We start from the raw sequence: 14,989 nt of genomic DNA, 5'->3' as shown, positions 1-14,989 counted from the left end.
ACGCAGTGAGAGAGATGATGAATACAGTGTTTGACAGTTCCGGTGCGGGACCTGGAACAGGGTCTTCTGCCGGAGTGATGGATGTTGCCGATCTGGGGCGTATGCTGGCTGATGTGGCCGGTATCCGCCGCCGGAAATCAGGTGGGGGGGAGTGTTTCTCCCGCCTGGCCGAGCAATTCCGCCAGAGTGGCTTTGATGGACTCCAGGATCATGCGGTGATGAGGGAGTCCCGTCGTAGCGGGCGGCGTTTGATCCCGTTGGCGGTGGTTGAACGTGTTCTGGCCTTGGCCCTTGAGCACCCGGCGTGGGGGCAGGTCCGCCTGTCTGCAGCCTTGGCCGATGAGGGCATGGCCCTGTCCGCCGCGTTGGTCCAGCGTGTTCTGGGTGACAATGGCTTGGGCGGTGCGGTGGACCGCTGGTTGGCCCTGGAACAGCAATGGGCTGCGGGTACGCTGGTCCTGAGTGCGGAACAGACCGCATTTGTGGAACGCATGAACCCGTGCTTCCGCGAGTTGTCGCCGGTCTCACAGGCCCCGGGTGAGGTTCTGGACGCGGATAGCTTCTTTGTCTTTTGTCCCGGACGCGGAAGCAAGGTGTACCTGCATGCCGTGGTGGACACCTTTTCGTCCTATGCCTTCGGATTCCTGCATGACAGCCGCCGTCCGGAAGCGGCGACAGCGGTCCTGCACAATACGGCGCTGCCGTTCTTCCGCCGTTATGGCTGGCCTGTCCGGGTCGTGCGAACCGATACCGGGCGGGAATTTGTCGGCGGGGCCGGGCACCTGTACCAGACGTACCTGGATCTGGTGGGGATCGGGCATCAGACGGTTGAGTCCCTGCCGTCCCGGCGTGGCAGTTTTGTCGAGCGGTTTCGCGACACTGTGCGTGAGGAGTTCTTCCTGCCCCGGATCCGGGAGCGGCCTTTCGGGACGCTGGAAGCGGTGCAGATCGCCTTTGCGGCATGGTTGAAGGACTACAACACCCGTCGTCCCGGGAAGGGCTGGCCGAATATGGGGCAGACCCCGCAGGCTGTTCTGGATGCGTTTTCCGGTACCGGGGATCCTGCCGGGCCGGACGTCTGAAGCCTGTGCGGTTCGTTGTCTGTGGTGTTGGTGAAAGGAAGCAGGCATGGCCCTGGACAGGATTGACATCTGTAACCGCGCACTGTTGATGATCGGCGCCTTGCCGGTTTCGTCTCTGGAAGATCCAACTCCGGTGGCCGAGGTGGCGCGCCATTTCTATGACATGGTCCGCGATGCCTTTCTGTCGGTGCATCCGTGGAATTTTGCCCTGACCACTGAAGTGGTGCCGGTCATGCCGTCTGTATCATGTTCGGGGTATGCCTTTACGGCACCTTTGCCGGTGGCGTGTCTGCGGGTTTTGTCGGTCGGGCGCATCGGGCAGGACCGGGGGGTGGCGTACCGCATTGTGGGGCGTCAGGTGGAGTGTGACGCTTCGCCGGTTGTCCTGCATTACATTGCCGCCGTTCCGGAGAGTGTGTTCCCGGCTTTTTTTGTCAATGCCCTGGTCTTGCGTCTGGCGGCGGCGTTCTGTTTGCCCCTGACCGAAAGTGCGGGGCGGGCGGATCACCTGTGGCAGGCGGCCGAGCAGGAGTTCCGGCGGGCGCGGGCGGTTGATTCCAGCGAGGATACGCCAAAGCGTGTGGGCAGCAGCATTCTTCTGGATGTGAGGCGATGAGCGGGCATGGTCATATCAAGTCCAATTTCACCGCCGGAGAGCTGGCCCCCGATCTGCTGGGGCGGGTGGACCTGCGTTTGTGGGACAATGGCGCGGCGTGTCTGCGCAATGTCTTGGTGCGTCCGACCGGGGGCATAACCCGTCGACCCGGTTTGCGGTGGCTGGCTGTTGTGCCGGGTCCGGGTCGTCTTCTGTCTTTCGAGTTCAACACGGCGCTGGTCTTTATGCTGGTGTTGACCGACCGGAAGATGACGGTGTTCAGGCCGCTGCCATCGGGGCAGGAGGTCCAGTATATCCAGGAGCTGGAAACCCCGTGGACGCTGGAGCATCTGGCCGCGATCAACTGGAGCCAGAGCAGCGATACCCTGCTGGTGGTTCATCCGCTGGTGCCGCCGCACAAGATTGTCTGCCATGCAGAGGATTCTTGGTCGGTGACGCCGTGGGTTTTTGAAACCGGGCCGGGGGGCGTTCCCAAGGTGCCGTTTGCCCGGTTCGCACCGCTTGATGTTGCCTTGCGCACGGATGGTGGTGTGACGGGAGAGGTGCACCTGCATGCCGACAAGCCGTTCTTTACCCCGGCGCATGTTGGCGGGTGGATCCGTTTGCACGGGGTGCCGGTGAAGTTACTGTCCTTGGTAACGGCGCAAAAAATGAAGGCGCGGATCGAGGGAACCCTGTCTTCGGCAGCATACAGCACCGACTGGGTGGAAGCGGTCTTTTCCGAAGCACGGGGGTGGCCGGTTTCGGTGACGTTTCACCAGAACCGTCTGGTGATCGGGGGGGCGCGGGATTTGCCGCATCACTTGTGGCTGTCGCGGGTGGGGGATTTTTTCAACTTTGACCCCGGCCAGGGGCTGGATGACGATGCGTTGCACATGCCGATCCTCTCGGATCAGGTCAACGCCATCCGCCATGTGTTTCCGGGCCGCCACCTGCAGGTGTTTACCACCGGGGCAGAGTGGATGGTGCTGGGGGAACCCCTGAGTCCGGCCAGTATCCTGGTTCGTCGGCAGACCGGGATCGGCAGCCTGGCATCCCGGTCCATTCCGCCCTGTGATGTGGACGGGGCCACGGTCTTTGTGGCTGCCGGCGGGCGGGAGCTGCGGGCCTTCCTGTTTTCCGACAGCGAGCAGGCCTATCAGGCCCAGGATCTGTCGCTGATGGCTTCGCACCGGGTGGAGGACCCGGTGGACATGGACTATGACCCGCGCTGGCGTCTGCTGCATATGGTGATGGGTGCCGGGACCATGGCAACCGTCACCAACTATCGCCGCGAGCAGATCACCGCCTGGAGTGTCCAGGAAACCGACGGGGACATTTTGTCGGTGCGGGTCTGTGGCGGGTTGACCTGTCTTCTGGTCCGTCGTGGGGCGGTGGTGTGTCTGGAGTGTCTGGACGAGACCGCCTTTACCGACTGTGCCCAGAAAAGGGAAACCCGCGGTGCCGTCGCATCGCTGGGCGGGCTGGTGGCGCTGGACAACAAGCAGGTGTATGTGGCGGGTGCGGATCAGGGCTTTGTGCCAGCGACCGTGCGTCGGGGGTGGGTTCATTTGTCGCATCCCCTGCGGTCGCCCGATGTCGGACTGCCGTTTGCCCATGTTGTGGAGCCGTTACCGCCCGCTGTTGCAGGGGCAGGCGGAGGGGTATACGGGCGCAGCATCCGCCTGATCCGGGCTTCGTTCCGGGTTCTGGGGACCGGGCATCTGGTTGTGGATACCGGTTCCGGCCCGGTTCCGGTTGATTTCTGCGCGGCCGTGCCGTTGTCCTTTCACGGGGATGCAGAGGACGACAAGGCGGTGTGCGAGGTTGCGGTGCGGGCGCTGGGCTGGCGCACCGGGCATCCACGGCCCTTGTGGCGTATCGAGCAGGACACGCCCGCGCCCTGCACCATTCTTTCGGTTCTGACCGATCTTCGTTCTGCCGGCTGAGAAGCCGGTTTTTTTATGAGCCTGATTGCAGCGAGGAGAAAGCCGTGGCCGGTTTCCAGACCATAGAACCTTTTATCCGTGCCCGGGGCGGGTCTTCATTCGGGGATGCGCCGCGCCGCAGGGCGCGGGACAGCGAGGCACCGCGTACGGTGCCCGTGGTTTCGCGGCCCGAACCGGATTTTGTTGTCCCTGATCCAGAGGAGACTGCACGCCGGGAGATGATTGCACTGCGTCAGCAGGATGATGTACTGCGCCAGCAGCGCAAGTTGGACCGCGAGCTGGCAACGCGTCGGGCCCGTGCGGCCCTGTCGCCCGGCGGGATGGAGTCTGCATCGTTTCAGGCCCTGACCGACAGCCTGTCCGAAGACGCCAATCGTGCCATTGAACGCATTGACGGACGGGCGGCTATCCAGTCCCGCATTGTGCAGGAAACAGCAAAGAGGCAGCGGGAGGAAAGGGCGTTGCTCAGGCCGCATATTTCATTTTCTCCGCAGGGCGGTGAAGACCCCGCCTGAGGTGGTTTTGTTGTGGAATTCGGTATTTTGTGGGGGCAGGCATCCGTGAAAGCACAAAGATATGAAAGACGGTTTCATCGTTACACGGGGGACGGCATAACCGGGACCTATCCGTTTCATTTCCGGATTTTTACGCCGGATGACCTGCAGGTGTGGGTCGATGGAGAGGTGTGCCACGAGGGGTATTATGTCACCGGCCTGGGGCGGGAAAACGGGGGCAGTATTTCCTTTGTCACGCCGCCGGCCCAGGGCAGTGTCATTGTCCTGAAGCGTCATTTGCTGATTGCCCGCAAGGCCGAGATCATGGCCCGTGGTCAGGTATCAGGCCAGGCGCTGCGTATGGAGCTGGAGCATCATCTGGTGCTGATGCAGCAGCTGGAAGAACAGATAGACCGGTCGGTTGTGCTGCCGGTTGATGTGGAGGCTCCGGTGCGTCCGGTTCTGCCTGTCCCGCAGCCGGGGCAGATTATCGGGTGGTCGGAGGACGGGCGGCGCCTGGTCAATGGGCCGGACAGTTTTGCCCGTCTGGTGCGGGCTGTGGAGGAGCTGCGGGCTGGTTCGCCGCCGGACACGGTCCTGCCAAAGGTGGCATCTGCGACGACCGGCAGTACGGGGGCGTTGACGCCCGGTGGTGCGTCAAAGGACGAGGACAGCTGGAAGACCGCTGATCTGGTCGGGGGGCAGGCCTCCTGGCTGTCGGATGAGTCGGTCTGGGCGCAGCGGGTGTTGCAGCGTTTGCATGACCGTCTGTACGGCAGTGTGGCCTCGGCTTCGGTTCAGGGCAGCCAGCTGTCGGCATCGGAGCGGTTCGGGCCTTTGGTGCCGTCGGTGTATATGCGGGCGGTGCCCGACCGGGTGCCCTATCTGCTGAAGGTGCAGCAGGCCTATTCGGCAACCCGGGTTGACCGGACCGGACGTGTTGTGTCTGCGGCGGCTGATGCCGTGCGTGATGATTTCAGTCCTGACGGGCAGACCTATCTGGGCTGGCATGTCGAAGGGCCGGCAAAAAACCTGTTGGGTATGGACACGGCAAACCTTTTGTCGCAGTGCACGGCAACCCGTATCAAGATCTTTGACGGTACGGCACCGGCTACGGCCCGGGTGCTGGAGGCATCGGCGGCGGATGGGATACTGCTGACCAGCCGTCTGGAAGCCAGTGGGCCGTGTGTGTTCAGTCTGTGGATCGGGCGGGTGAAGGGAACGGGGGCCATTTCGCTGACCTGTGATGGCGGGACAACGTGGGTGGATATTACCGACCGGCTGGCCGCCACCGGGATGACCCGCGTGCACTGTGTGGCGGAGGCCGGTCCGATACAGCCAGGGATCCGGATTGCACAGGCCTATGATGCTGTTGTCGTGGACTGGATGCAGTGCGAAACCGGGCGGGTTGCGACCTCGGCAATTGTTGACGGCCCGCAAGGGGCTTTCCGTGAGGCGGATGTCCTGAAGGTTGACGACATCGGGATCCGCCTTGATGAGGCTGTGGGGAGTTTGTACATCGAGGTGGTTCCGGGGCCGGAGCACCCTGATCCCCAAGTCTTGTTTTCCAGTGCGGAGCCCGGAAAGGTCGTGGAAGCATCGGTTGATACGTATGAGGAAGGCATATCGGTCAATTTGGGCAGTATTGCCTCGGGTTTTGGCGGGAAAAGCAAAAGCGGCATTCCGGTCCGTGAGGGGGTGCCGCTGCGTTTCGCGCTGGGCTGGAGTGACCGGGGCATTGTGGCCGTGCAGGACGGGGTTGTGTTCCAGATGTCCCGGGTTGGCAAGCCCTGGACATGCACCGCGCTGGCGCTGGGGTGTCAGCTGCGGAACGGGCCAACGCGGTTCCTGTATGGCTGGGTGCGCCGTTTTGCCTTGTTTCCCGAGCGCCTGAGCGATGACCACCTGATGGTGATGACCCGATCCTGACGGCCCCGGTTCTTTTTTCCGGGAGTGTGAAATGCAAGAGTATCCTGCTGGCGGGGGCGAAAGCTTTCCCGCCTTTGTCGTGGCCTGGAACACGGCGATGAATCTGGGGACGCCGGCACACCATCACCGTATGGCCGGGTGGCTGGAGCAACGCTGGTCCAGCCCGGTGCAGCGCAACGCCCTTTTGATGTCCTTTCGTAATTCCGGCAAATCCACCCTGGTTGGCCTGTTTTGCGCCTGGGTCCTGTACCGGGTTCCGGAAACCCGCATTCTGGTGGTGGCGGCCGAGCACGGGTTGGCCCGCAAGATGGCCCGCAATGTCAAACGGATTATCGAGCGTCACGTGATGACACCGGGGTTGCTGCCGTCATCGCGTGACCAATGGGCGGCGGATGAATTTACCGTGGCCCGCCAGGCGGAGTGGCGTGACCCATCAATGCTGGCCCGCGGGATCGGGGCCAATATTACCGGGGCCCGGGCTGATCTGGTGGTGTGTGACGATGTGGAGGTGCCCAACACCTGCACATCGGCGGTCCGGCGGTCGGATTTGCGGGCCCGCCTGCGCGAGCTGGACTATGTGATCGTGCCGGGGGGCATGCAGCTTTACATCGGTACCCCGCATGCAGCGGACAGTGTGTATGCGGCAACGGCCTCGCCGGAGGATCCGGACGCCGGGCCGTTCCTGGACGGTTTTGAGCGTCTTGAGATTCCGCTGGTGGATGCGGACGGTGTGCCGGCTTGGCCGGAGCGTTTCCCCTCTGCTGCGATCGAGGCGTTGCGCCAGCGGACAGGCCCCAGAAAATTTGCCAGCCAGATGCAGCTGTTGCCGGTCAACAGCGAGGACGGCCGTCTGGATCCGGACCTGCTGCGTGTTTACGACGGCGATCTGCGCCTGATCCAGGGCAACGGAGAGAGCCTGCTGACGATTGGCGGGGTGCGGATGGTTTCGGTGGCCTGTTGCTGGGATCCGGCCTTTGGTGCCGGGTCTGATGGCCGGCGGGACGGCAGTGTGGTGGCGGCCTTGTTCTGCGACGGGGATGGCACGTACTGGCTGCACCGTATCTGCTGGCTGCCGGCAGCACCGGCGGGGAGCCGGGATGATGTGGCAACCTGGCAGTGCCGTCATGTGGCAGCGTTTGTGCGTGACCTGCACCTGCCGGCGATCCGGGTGGAGATCAACGGGCTGGGGCGGTTCCTGCCGTCCCTGCTGCGCAAGGTTCTGGCCGACGACAATCTGCCGGTGGCGGTTCTGGAATACACCAGCCACCGTTCAAAGGCAGAACGTATCCTGGAGGCACTGGATGCGCCGCTGGCCGCCGGTCGCCTGAAAGCGCATCGCAGTGTGTTGCAGACCCCCTTCATCACCGAGCTGCGGGACTGGCGGCCCGATGGGCGTGGTCACGACGATGGCCTGGATGCCGTGGCCGCGTGTCTGCTGGCTGAGCCAGTCCGGTTGCGTCGCCATGGTGTGCCTGGCCCTGCCGATCCGTCTCCGGTCTGGCAGCGCGGGGGGGCTGCATGGACGGCCTGCACCGATTTTTCTGTCTGAAGAGTATGGGCGCACAGGGCTCCGTGCGTTCTGACCAACCTATTTTCCCGAGGAGAAAGAAGCATGTCCATACCCTGGACGGTGGATCTGATGTGGTGGGTAACAGCGGTGGAGCTGCCGGCGCTGGGTGGGCTGCTCTGGTTGTTGTGGCGGACACGTCAGGACACGGAAACGCGAACCGGGGCCGTGCGGGAGGCCTTGGCCGACTACAAGCTGGAGGTTGCCCGCACCCATGTGTCCATGGCGACCCTGAAGGATGTGGAAAACCGCCTGCGGGCGCATCTGGAGCGTATCGAGCTGAAGCTGGATGCGGTTCAGGTCCGGTCCTTGGGGCGGGGGGCGGCACCGTGGAGCGGGTAACGCTGTCACCGGCTTCCGGTAAGCCGGTCGATATTCTGGCCCGTACCCTGTGGGGGGAAGCCAGGGGGGAAAGTGTGCGTGGAAAGGAAGCGGTGGCGGCGGTGGTGGTGAACCGGGTCCGTCATGCCCGCGCCGGGCGGGCGGTGTGGTGGGGGCGGACCATCCCGGATGTCTGTCTGAAGCCGGACCAGTTCTCCTGTTGGTCCAGCCTGTCGGGGGGATGTCCGGATGCCATGGTCGTTGTGCCCGGTGATCCGTGCCTGGCTGTCTGTGTGCGCATTGCACGGCGGGCGGTGGCCGGTGTTCTGGAGGATCCGACCGGCGGCGCCACCTGTTATCACGCCCGTTCGGTGCACCCGCGCTGGGCGTGGTCCCGCATTCCGTCGGCGGAAATTGGCGAGCATATTTTTTATACAATCGTGGAGTAAGGGTTTTGGACTGGATCGTGGAAAATCTTGGTGGCCTGTGGCACCTGGTCAGCTCGGTGGTGACGTTGGCCTCGGCCGTGGCGGCGCTGACACCGGGTCTGGACGATGACCGCCGGGTTGGTGCCCTGCGGCGTCTGGTGGATCTTCTGGCGCTGAATGTTGGCCCGGCCCGGCCTGACCGTCACCACGGTCCGGGTTGAAGTCTTTTGCCCCCCGCTTCCTGATATTTCGGGAAGCGGGGGGTTCTTTTTGCGTTTCAGGGGGTGGATTGCGCCGGCTCCCGGTCTTCCAGCATGGCCCGGATGGTGGTGATATCCCGTTCCGGTCGGATACGCTCGAACAGGGGTTTGGCCTGGTGCCAGTCGTGGCCGGCGTGCCTGGCGATAAAGGTCAGCCATTGCTTCAGGCGCCCGCCACGGATAGCCGGTGTGCAGCCATCCTGTGATGCCAGCAGGCTGTCATAGTGCAGCAGCAGGGCGCAGACCCGTTCCCACGGCCATGGCGGGGCCCCGGTTTTCAAACGCAGGGCCAGATCCGGACGGGCAATGGCACCGCGCCCCAGCATGGCGGCCTCGCACCCTGAAGCCCGGGCGCATTCCTGCCAGTCTTGCGGGGTCCAGATTTCACCGTTGGCAATGACAGGGATATCCACGGCCTGGCGGATGCCGTCCAGAAGGGGCCAGTGGGCCGGCGGGCGATAGCCGTCGGCCTTGGTCCGGGCGTGCACGACCAGCTCGTTGGCACCGCCGTCGCGGGCGGCTAGGGCGATCTCCAGATGCTGGCTGGTGTCCTCGTAACCCAGGCGGACCTTGGCGGTGACCGGGATGTGGTCCGGAACGGCCTTCCGGGTAGCGGCGACAATGGCGGCGATGCGGTCGGGCGTGCGCAGCAGGCTGGCCCCGGCGGCGCGGCGGTTGACGGTTTTTGACGGGCAGCCGAAGTTCAGGTCAATTCCCGGTGCTCCCAGGCTGGCGACAAAGGCTGCGTTTTCGGCGGTCACGGCGGGTTCCGGCCCCATGATCTGGACATAGACCGGGGTGCCGGATTCGGTTCTGCCCCCGGTCAGCAGCTCCGGGCACAGGCGGTACCAGACATGAGGTGGCAACAGGCCGCGGGAGACCCGGACAAATTCGCACACGGCCCGTTCAAAGGCCCCGGTCGCGGTCAGAAGGCGGCGTGCCGGCGGATCGGTCAGCCCTTCCATGGGGGCAAGAATCAGGCGCATGCAAGGGAACCATATCCGGGAAGCAGGGAGGCTGCTCTGTAGCGAAACCCGTGGCCCGGGTCAATGGTCCGGTTCCGCCGCAAGGCCTGTGTGCATCCGGTTGGGCTTGACGTGGCGTTGCCCTTGGGCGACAACAAACGTTTTAGCATACCCTTCTGTTTGCTGCAGGACAGGGGTACAGCCGGATTCTGATGACGATACCGGGGACGCCGGGAGGCGCGTATGTGCCTGTGGCGTGGTATATCCGGGGAAATGGGGTTTCATGAGTCGTCCTGTTGTTGTGTGTTGTGCCATTACCGGGTCACGTCCGCGCAAGGCGGATAATCCGGCGGTGCCAGTTGCCCCGGCCGAGCAGGTGGAAAGTGCGCAGGACGCGTTTGAGTCCGGCGCCACGCTGCTGCACCTGCATGTGCGCGATGACGACGAGAACCCGAGTTTTGACCCCGACCGCTTTGCTTTCGTCATGGATGGCGTGGCCCGTTATTGCCCGGGGATGGTGGTGGAGCTGTCGACCGGCGGCGTGGACGGTGCTCCGTCCCAGCGGCTGGCGATGCTGCCCTTGCGCCCGGAAATGGTGGCGCTGGCCCCGGGATCTTTCAATATGCCCGGCGGCGTCTATCTCAACCCGCCCGCTGTGGTGCATGAACTGGGGCAGGCGGTGGTGCGCCTGGGGATCAAGCCGACCCTAGAGCTGTTTGACCTGTCGATGCTTTATGCCACAGCCGCTTTGATCGGGCAGGGGCTTTTGCCTGAACGTCCGCACTTTCACATTGTTCTGGGGGGGCAGGCCGCCCTGCCGGCCCGGCGTCAGGTGCTGGATTTCATGGTGGCGGAAATCCGGGACCTGTTCCCGGACGCCTCGTGGATGGCATCCGGGCTTGGGTCGCATCAGGATCTGGTGATGGACTGGGCCCTGTCCTTGGGCGGGCATATCCGGACCGGCCTGGAGGATAATGTCCGCCTGACCCGCCATGCCCTGGCCGAAAGCAATGGCCAGCTGGTGCGGCGGGCGGTGGCACGGTGCACGGATTATGGTTGCCGTCCGGCCAGTGTGGCTGAAACCCGTCGCATGCTGGGCTTGCCGGAATATGCGTGAGGCCGGGGCGGGCAATCAGTTGTTCTGGTCCGGTCGCCGTGCCTCAAAGACCCGGAAGGTGTGGGTCCGGGTGCCATCGGGTGCCGGTGCTCCTTCCTGGCAGCTGGTTTCATGCCAGAGTGCCGGGTCCAGCGCGGGAAAGAAGGCATCGCCCTTTGGGTCCATATAGACATCGGTTTTGTAGATCCGGTCGGCCTGATCCAAGGTCCGCGCGTAGAGCTCTGCCCCGCCGATAATCATGATTTCTCCGCTTTCCTGTCCCAGCGGGTCACGGGCGGCAAGGTCGATGGCCTGATCCAGCGAGCCTGCGGTCAGAACACCGTCGGCGCTCCAGGACGGGTCGCGGGTCAGGACGATGTTGGTTCGTCCGGGCAGGGGGCGGCCCAGGGACAGGAAGGTCTTGCGCCCCATCAGAACCGGTTTTCCCATGGTCATACGGCGGAAATACTGCAGGTCATCGGGCAGTTCCCACGGCAGGGCGTTGTTGTAGCCGATCACCCCGTTGCGGGCGACGGCAACAATCAGCGAGACCAGGGGGCGTGCTGTGGCCGGGGTAGTGGTTTTTGTCATACTGCAACCGGGGCCTTGATGTGGGGATGGGCGTTGTAGCCTTCCAGGGTGAAATCTTCGTACCGGAACGCGAACAGGTCGGTTACGGCCGGGTTGAGAGTCATCCGAGGCAGGGCCATGGGCTTGCGGGTCAGCTGTTCACGGGCTTGGTCCAGATGGTTGAGGTACAGATGCGCATCCCCCAGGGTGTGGATAAACTCCCCGGGCTGGAGGCCGGTGACCTGCGCCATCATCAGGGTCAGCAGGGCATAAGAGGCGATATTGAACGGCACCCCGAGAAAAATGTCGGCAGAGCGCTGGTACAGCTGGCAGGACAGGCGGCCTTCGGCCACGTGGAACTGGAACAGGCAATGGCACGGGGGAAGGGCCATGGAGTCCACCTGCGCCGGATTCCAGGCCGAAACAATGTGGCGCCGCGAATCCGGGTTGGTGCGCAGGCTGTCCACCACGGTACGGATCTGGTCCAGGGTCCGGTCCGGGCTGTCTGGTGTCGGGGCCGGCCACGACCGCCACTGCGCCCCATAGACCGGGCCGAGGTTGCCGTTTTCATCGGCCCATTCATCCCAGATGGAAACGCCGTGTTCCTTCAGCCAGGCGATGTTGGTATCCCCGCGCAGGAACCACAGCAACTCGTAGGCAATGGACTTCAGGTGCAGTTTCTTGGTGGTGAGAAGGGGGAAACCGTCTTCCAGGTCAAAGCGCATCTGGTGCCCGAACAGGGACAGGGTGCCTGTTCCGGTGCGATCGGCCTTGCGGTGGCCAGTTTCCAGAACGAGCCGCATCAGGTCATGGTACTGCTGCATGGGAATTGTGGCCTCGGTGTTGCGACGGATGACAGGGTCTATAAAGCGTATTCTGCCTTTGTGGCGCAAGGGCAGAATATCTGTGCGGTTTCGCTTGCATGCACAGGGCAAGACCCTATAGTCTTGTACTTGCCGGGCTTGCCCGGCTATGGCGCTAAACCCTTTGCGGAATAGGCGTAGCGGACCCGGGGGCGGTACCCGGCGTCTCCACCATAACTCCTCCCTGCCGGGCGGGGTGGATCTGTGGGGACGAAACAGGATCGACGCGCGTAGTAAAGGCCTAGGCTGTGCCCGGTATAGTATCCGCCGTTATCGGGCTGAACTCTACAAGTGCCAACGACAACGTTGAACTTGCCGCTGCCGCTTAATTGCCGGTAAGCGCGGTCCGGGGGGCACCGGGCAACAGAAGCCCCCCACTTTGGTTACCTGACGGGGCCGGATCTGCAGTGCCGGGAGTTTATAGTTTGAGCGAGATCCACATTTCCTACGAAGATCTGGTTGAGCAGGCGTTGCGCACGGTGTTGCGCGATGTACTGAGGGGGGCGCGCGACCAGGGTTTGCCCGGCGGGCATCATTTTTACATTACGTTCCAGACCGATGCCGACGGGGTTGTGATGTCTTCCCGTTTGCGGGCGCGCTATCCGGAAGAAATGACCATTGTCCTGCAGCACCAGTTCTGGAACCTGACAGTTGATGACGTGATGTTTTCGGTTGACCTGTCGTTTTCCGGACAAACGGAGCATTTGCGGGTGCCGTTTGCGGCTGTGACCGCCTTTGCCGATCCCTATGCCCGTTTTGGCCTGCAGTTTCGTGGCGGGCTTGATGTGGATGTGGATATGGAGGATGACGGGAGCGAGGACGACGACGGGTACGATGATCCGGAATACGGCGATGGCAAGCCCGTTGCCCGGAATACCGATGAAGCCCCGAGCGATGACTCCACCGGCCCTTCGGATGGCAGCAATGTTGTGGCTCTGGACGCTTTTCGCCGCAAATAGGCATGGTTGTTGCCATTTATGACCGTGTACGGGCACCTCTGGCAGGTGCCCGTTTTCTGTGTGGCCATGCCGGGGGGATGGTCCTGTTGTATCAGGGAGGCCGGGTCCGGGCGGGCTGGCAGGTCCAGGGGGGTGCCAGATCCGGTTTTCGCCGGGTCCTTGTCTGGACGGGCCGGACGTTTCGATCTATACCCGGCCAACGGGAGAGTTCTGCCCGCGCCCTGCCGCAACCAGCCGGGCCGGGCTGCTTGTTATGCAGGGAAACCACCATGATTGATGCCGCTTTTGCCGAAATCTTCCCCTTGGGAGAGGATACAACCCCTTGGCGTCGTCTGGACGGCGACTATGTCCGGACCGAGTCCTTTGCCGGGCAGGAGATGGTGGTGGTTGATCCACAGGCCCTGGTTCAGCTTTCGGCCGAGGCAATCCGCGATATTTCTCACCTGTTGCGCCCCGGGCATCTGGCGCAGTTGCGGGCAATTGTTGACGACAGCGAGGCATCGCCCAACGATCGCTTTGTTGCGCTGGAGTTGCTGAAGAATGCCAATATTGCCGCCGGCGGGGTTCTGCCGATGTGCCAGGACACCGGCACGGCGATTGTCATGGGCAAGAAGGGACAACGGATCTGGACCGGGGTTGATGATGCCCTGTATATCTCGCAGGGTATTGCCGATGCCTATACCCGCCTGAATTTGCGGTATTCACAGCTGACACCGCTGTCGATGTTCGAGGAGTCGAACACCGGCAACAACCTGCCGGCCCAGATTGACCTGTATGCGACCGAAGGGGCCGCCTACAAGTTCATGGTGATGGCCAAAGGGGGCGGATCGGCGAACAAGACATTCCTGTTCCAGGAAACCAAGGCGCTGCTCAACCCGGACAGCCTGCGCAAGTTTGTGTCGGAGTCCGTGGTCAAGCTGGGAACTTCGGCCTGTCCGCCCTATCACCTGGCACTGGTCATAGGTGGCACATCGGCGGAGATGACCCTGAAAACAGTCAAGCTGGCATCAGCCCGGTATCTGGACGGTTTGCCGACATCGGGTGGCAAGTTTGGCCAGGCGTTCCGGGATATCGAAATGGAGCAGCAGGTGCTGGAGATTACTCGCACGCTGGGGATCGGGGCCCAGTTCGGCGGCAAGTACTTCTGCCATGACGTGCGGGTGATCCGTTTGCCGCGCCACGGTGCCAGTTGCCCGGTCGGGCTGGGGGTATCGTGTTCGGCCGACCGGCAGATGCTGGGCAAGATCACCCGTGACGGTGTGTTCCTGGAAGCGCTGGAGACCGACCCGGCCCGTTATATGCCCGACGTGCGCGAGGACAAGCTGTCTGGCGAAGTGGTGCAGATCAACCTGAACCAGCCGATGGAGCAGATCCGCGCCACCCTGTCGCGCTACCCGATCAAGACCCGCGTCAGCCTGACCGGAACCATGGTGGTGGCGCGTGATATTGCCCATGCCAAGCTGAAGGAACGCCTGGATGCCGGCAAGGGGTTGCCGGACTACATCAAGAATCATCCGGTGTATTATGCCGGTCCGTCCAAGACGCCGGACGGGTATGCCTCCGGGTCGTTCGGTCCGACAACAGCCGGGCGCATGGATGCGTATGTGGACCTGTTCCAGTCGCACGGCGGTTCCATGGTCATGCTGGCCAAGGGCAATCGCAGCGCGGCGGTCAAGGAAGCCTGCAAGAAGCATGGCGGCTTTTATCTGGGGTCGATCGGCGGTGCGGCAGCCCAGCTGGCGGTGCAGTCCATCCGCAAGGTAGAGGTTCTGGAGTATCCCGAGCTGGGCATGGAAGCCGTGTGGAAGATCGAGGTGGAAAACTTCCCGGCCTTTATCATTGTTGATGACAAGGGCAATGACTTTTTCCGCCAGCTTTGAGGGAGGTTCCGGCGTCGTGTTGGGTGCAGGT

General features: G+C 63.1%; 15 protein-coding genes and 1 other RNA gene. 13 read left to right on the top strand and 3 right to left on the bottom strand.

All coding sequences use genetic code 11. The features are described from left to right. Positions 1–14: 14 nt before the first annotated feature. The 9 genes from HEQ60_RS03385 (at position 15) to HEQ60_RS03345 (ending at position 8,586) form a co-directional block, all read left to right on the top strand. Entirely contained in the window at positions 15–1,082 is a 1,068-nt protein-coding gene (locus HEQ60_RS03385; RefSeq protein ID WP_168069491.1) for a DDE-type integrase/transposase/recombinase, read from the top strand. Positions 1,083–1,128: 46 nt separating this feature from the next. Next, the gene (locus HEQ60_RS03380) at positions 1,129–1,698 is read left to right on the top strand and encodes a hypothetical protein (RefSeq protein WP_168069489.1); all 570 of its coding nucleotides are present in this window, start codon (positions 1,129–1,131) and stop codon (positions 1,696–1,698) included. Continuing rightward, positions 1,695–3,626 carry a hypothetical protein gene (locus HEQ60_RS03375; RefSeq protein ID WP_168069487.1) on the top strand — a complete coding sequence of 644 codons (1,932 nt, stop codon included), beginning with the start codon at positions 1,695–1,697 and terminating at the stop codon, positions 3,624–3,626. The genes HEQ60_RS03380 and HEQ60_RS03375 overlap by 4 nt, the downstream gene beginning before the upstream one ends. Positions 3,627–3,670: 44 nt before the next feature. Further along, the gene (locus tag HEQ60_RS03370) at positions 3,671–4,141 is read left to right on the top strand and encodes a hypothetical protein (RefSeq protein WP_168069485.1); all 471 of its coding nucleotides are present in this window, start codon (positions 3,671–3,673) and stop codon (positions 4,139–4,141) included. Between the two features lie 45 nt (positions 4,142–4,186). Beyond that, positions 4,187–6,049, top strand: coding sequence for a phage head spike fiber domain-containing protein (locus tag HEQ60_RS03365; RefSeq protein WP_168069483.1), 1,863 nt, complete (start codon positions 4,187–4,189; stop codon positions 6,047–6,049). Between the two features lie 31 nt (positions 6,050–6,080). After that, a complete protein-coding gene (gene terL / locus HEQ60_RS03360) occupies positions 6,081–7,598 on the top strand; it encodes a phage terminase large subunit (RefSeq protein WP_168069481.1) in 1,518 nt (505 codons plus the stop codon). 63 nt (positions 7,599–7,661) lie between these two features. Beyond that, on the top strand, positions 7,662–7,958 hold the full coding sequence (locus tag HEQ60_RS03355; protein WP_167804925.1) for a hypothetical protein: 297 nt from the start codon (positions 7,662–7,664) through the stop codon (positions 7,956–7,958). Next, complete coding sequence (locus HEQ60_RS03350; RefSeq protein ID WP_168069479.1) at positions 7,946–8,386, top strand: cell wall hydrolase; 441 nt, start codon at positions 7,946–7,948, stop codon at positions 8,384–8,386. The genes HEQ60_RS03355 and HEQ60_RS03350 overlap by 13 nt, the downstream gene beginning before the upstream one ends. Before the next feature lie 17 nt (positions 8,387–8,403). Next, positions 8,404–8,586: a hypothetical protein gene (locus HEQ60_RS03345; RefSeq protein WP_322099282.1), complete on the top strand. Its 183-nt coding sequence runs from the start codon at positions 8,404–8,406 to the stop codon at positions 8,584–8,586. Between the two features lie 56 nt (positions 8,587–8,642). Here the strand turns inward: HEQ60_RS03345 and HEQ60_RS03340 are convergent, their stop codons facing one another. Continuing rightward, positions 8,643–9,611 (bottom strand): tRNA dihydrouridine synthase, encoded by a 969-nt coding sequence (locus HEQ60_RS03340; RefSeq protein WP_168069475.1) that lies wholly within the window; start codon positions 9,609–9,611, stop codon positions 8,643–8,645. A gap of 262 nt (positions 9,612–9,873) precedes the next feature. On the opposite strand from HEQ60_RS03340, the gene HEQ60_RS03335 reads away from it, so the two are divergent. Next, a complete protein-coding gene (locus HEQ60_RS03335; protein ID WP_168069473.1) occupies positions 9,874–10,707 on the top strand; it encodes a 3-keto-5-aminohexanoate cleavage protein in 834 nt (277 codons plus the stop codon). A gap of 15 nt (positions 10,708–10,722) precedes the next feature. On the opposite strand, the gene HEQ60_RS03330 is transcribed toward HEQ60_RS03335, so the two are convergent. Together HEQ60_RS03330 and HEQ60_RS03325 are read right to left on the bottom strand one after the other, a co-directional pair. Next, positions 10,723–11,277 carry a dihydrofolate reductase gene (locus HEQ60_RS03330; RefSeq protein WP_168069471.1) on the bottom strand — a complete coding sequence of 185 codons (555 nt, stop codon included), beginning with the start codon at positions 11,275–11,277 and terminating at the stop codon, positions 10,723–10,725. Then, positions 11,274–12,080, bottom strand: a complete 807-nt coding sequence (locus tag HEQ60_RS03325) for a thymidylate synthase (RefSeq protein WP_168069659.1) — start codon at positions 12,078–12,080, stop codon at positions 11,274–11,276. The genes HEQ60_RS03330 and HEQ60_RS03325 overlap by 4 nt, the downstream gene beginning before the upstream one ends. Positions 12,081–12,170: 90 nt before the next feature. Here HEQ60_RS03325 and ssrA point away from each other — a divergent pair. The 3 genes from ssrA to HEQ60_RS03310 all read left to right on the top strand — a co-directional run bounded on the left by ssrA (position 12,171) and on the right by HEQ60_RS03310 (position 14,958). Further along, positions 12,171–12,498: a transfer-messenger RNA gene (ssrA, locus tag HEQ60_RS03320) on the top strand. Between the two features lie 46 nt (positions 12,499–12,544). Continuing rightward, complete coding sequence (locus tag HEQ60_RS03315) at positions 12,545–13,078, top strand: SspB family protein (RefSeq protein ID WP_168069469.1); 534 nt, start codon at positions 12,545–12,547, stop codon at positions 13,076–13,078. 269 nt (positions 13,079–13,347) lie between these two features. Beyond that, positions 13,348–14,958: a fumarate hydratase gene (locus HEQ60_RS03310; RefSeq protein WP_168069656.1), complete on the top strand. Its 1,611-nt coding sequence runs from the start codon at positions 13,348–13,350 to the stop codon at positions 14,956–14,958. The last annotated feature ends 31 nt before the right edge of the window (positions 14,959–14,989 follow it).

Origin of the sequence: Haematospirillum sp. H1815 (genome assembly GCF_012102705.1) — a bacterium.
Classification (GTDB): Bacteria; Pseudomonadota; Alphaproteobacteria; order Rhodospirillales; family Rhodospirillaceae; genus Haematospirillum.
Note: the sequence above shows the minus strand (reverse complement) of the source record. Positions and strands in the feature narration are given on the sequence as shown.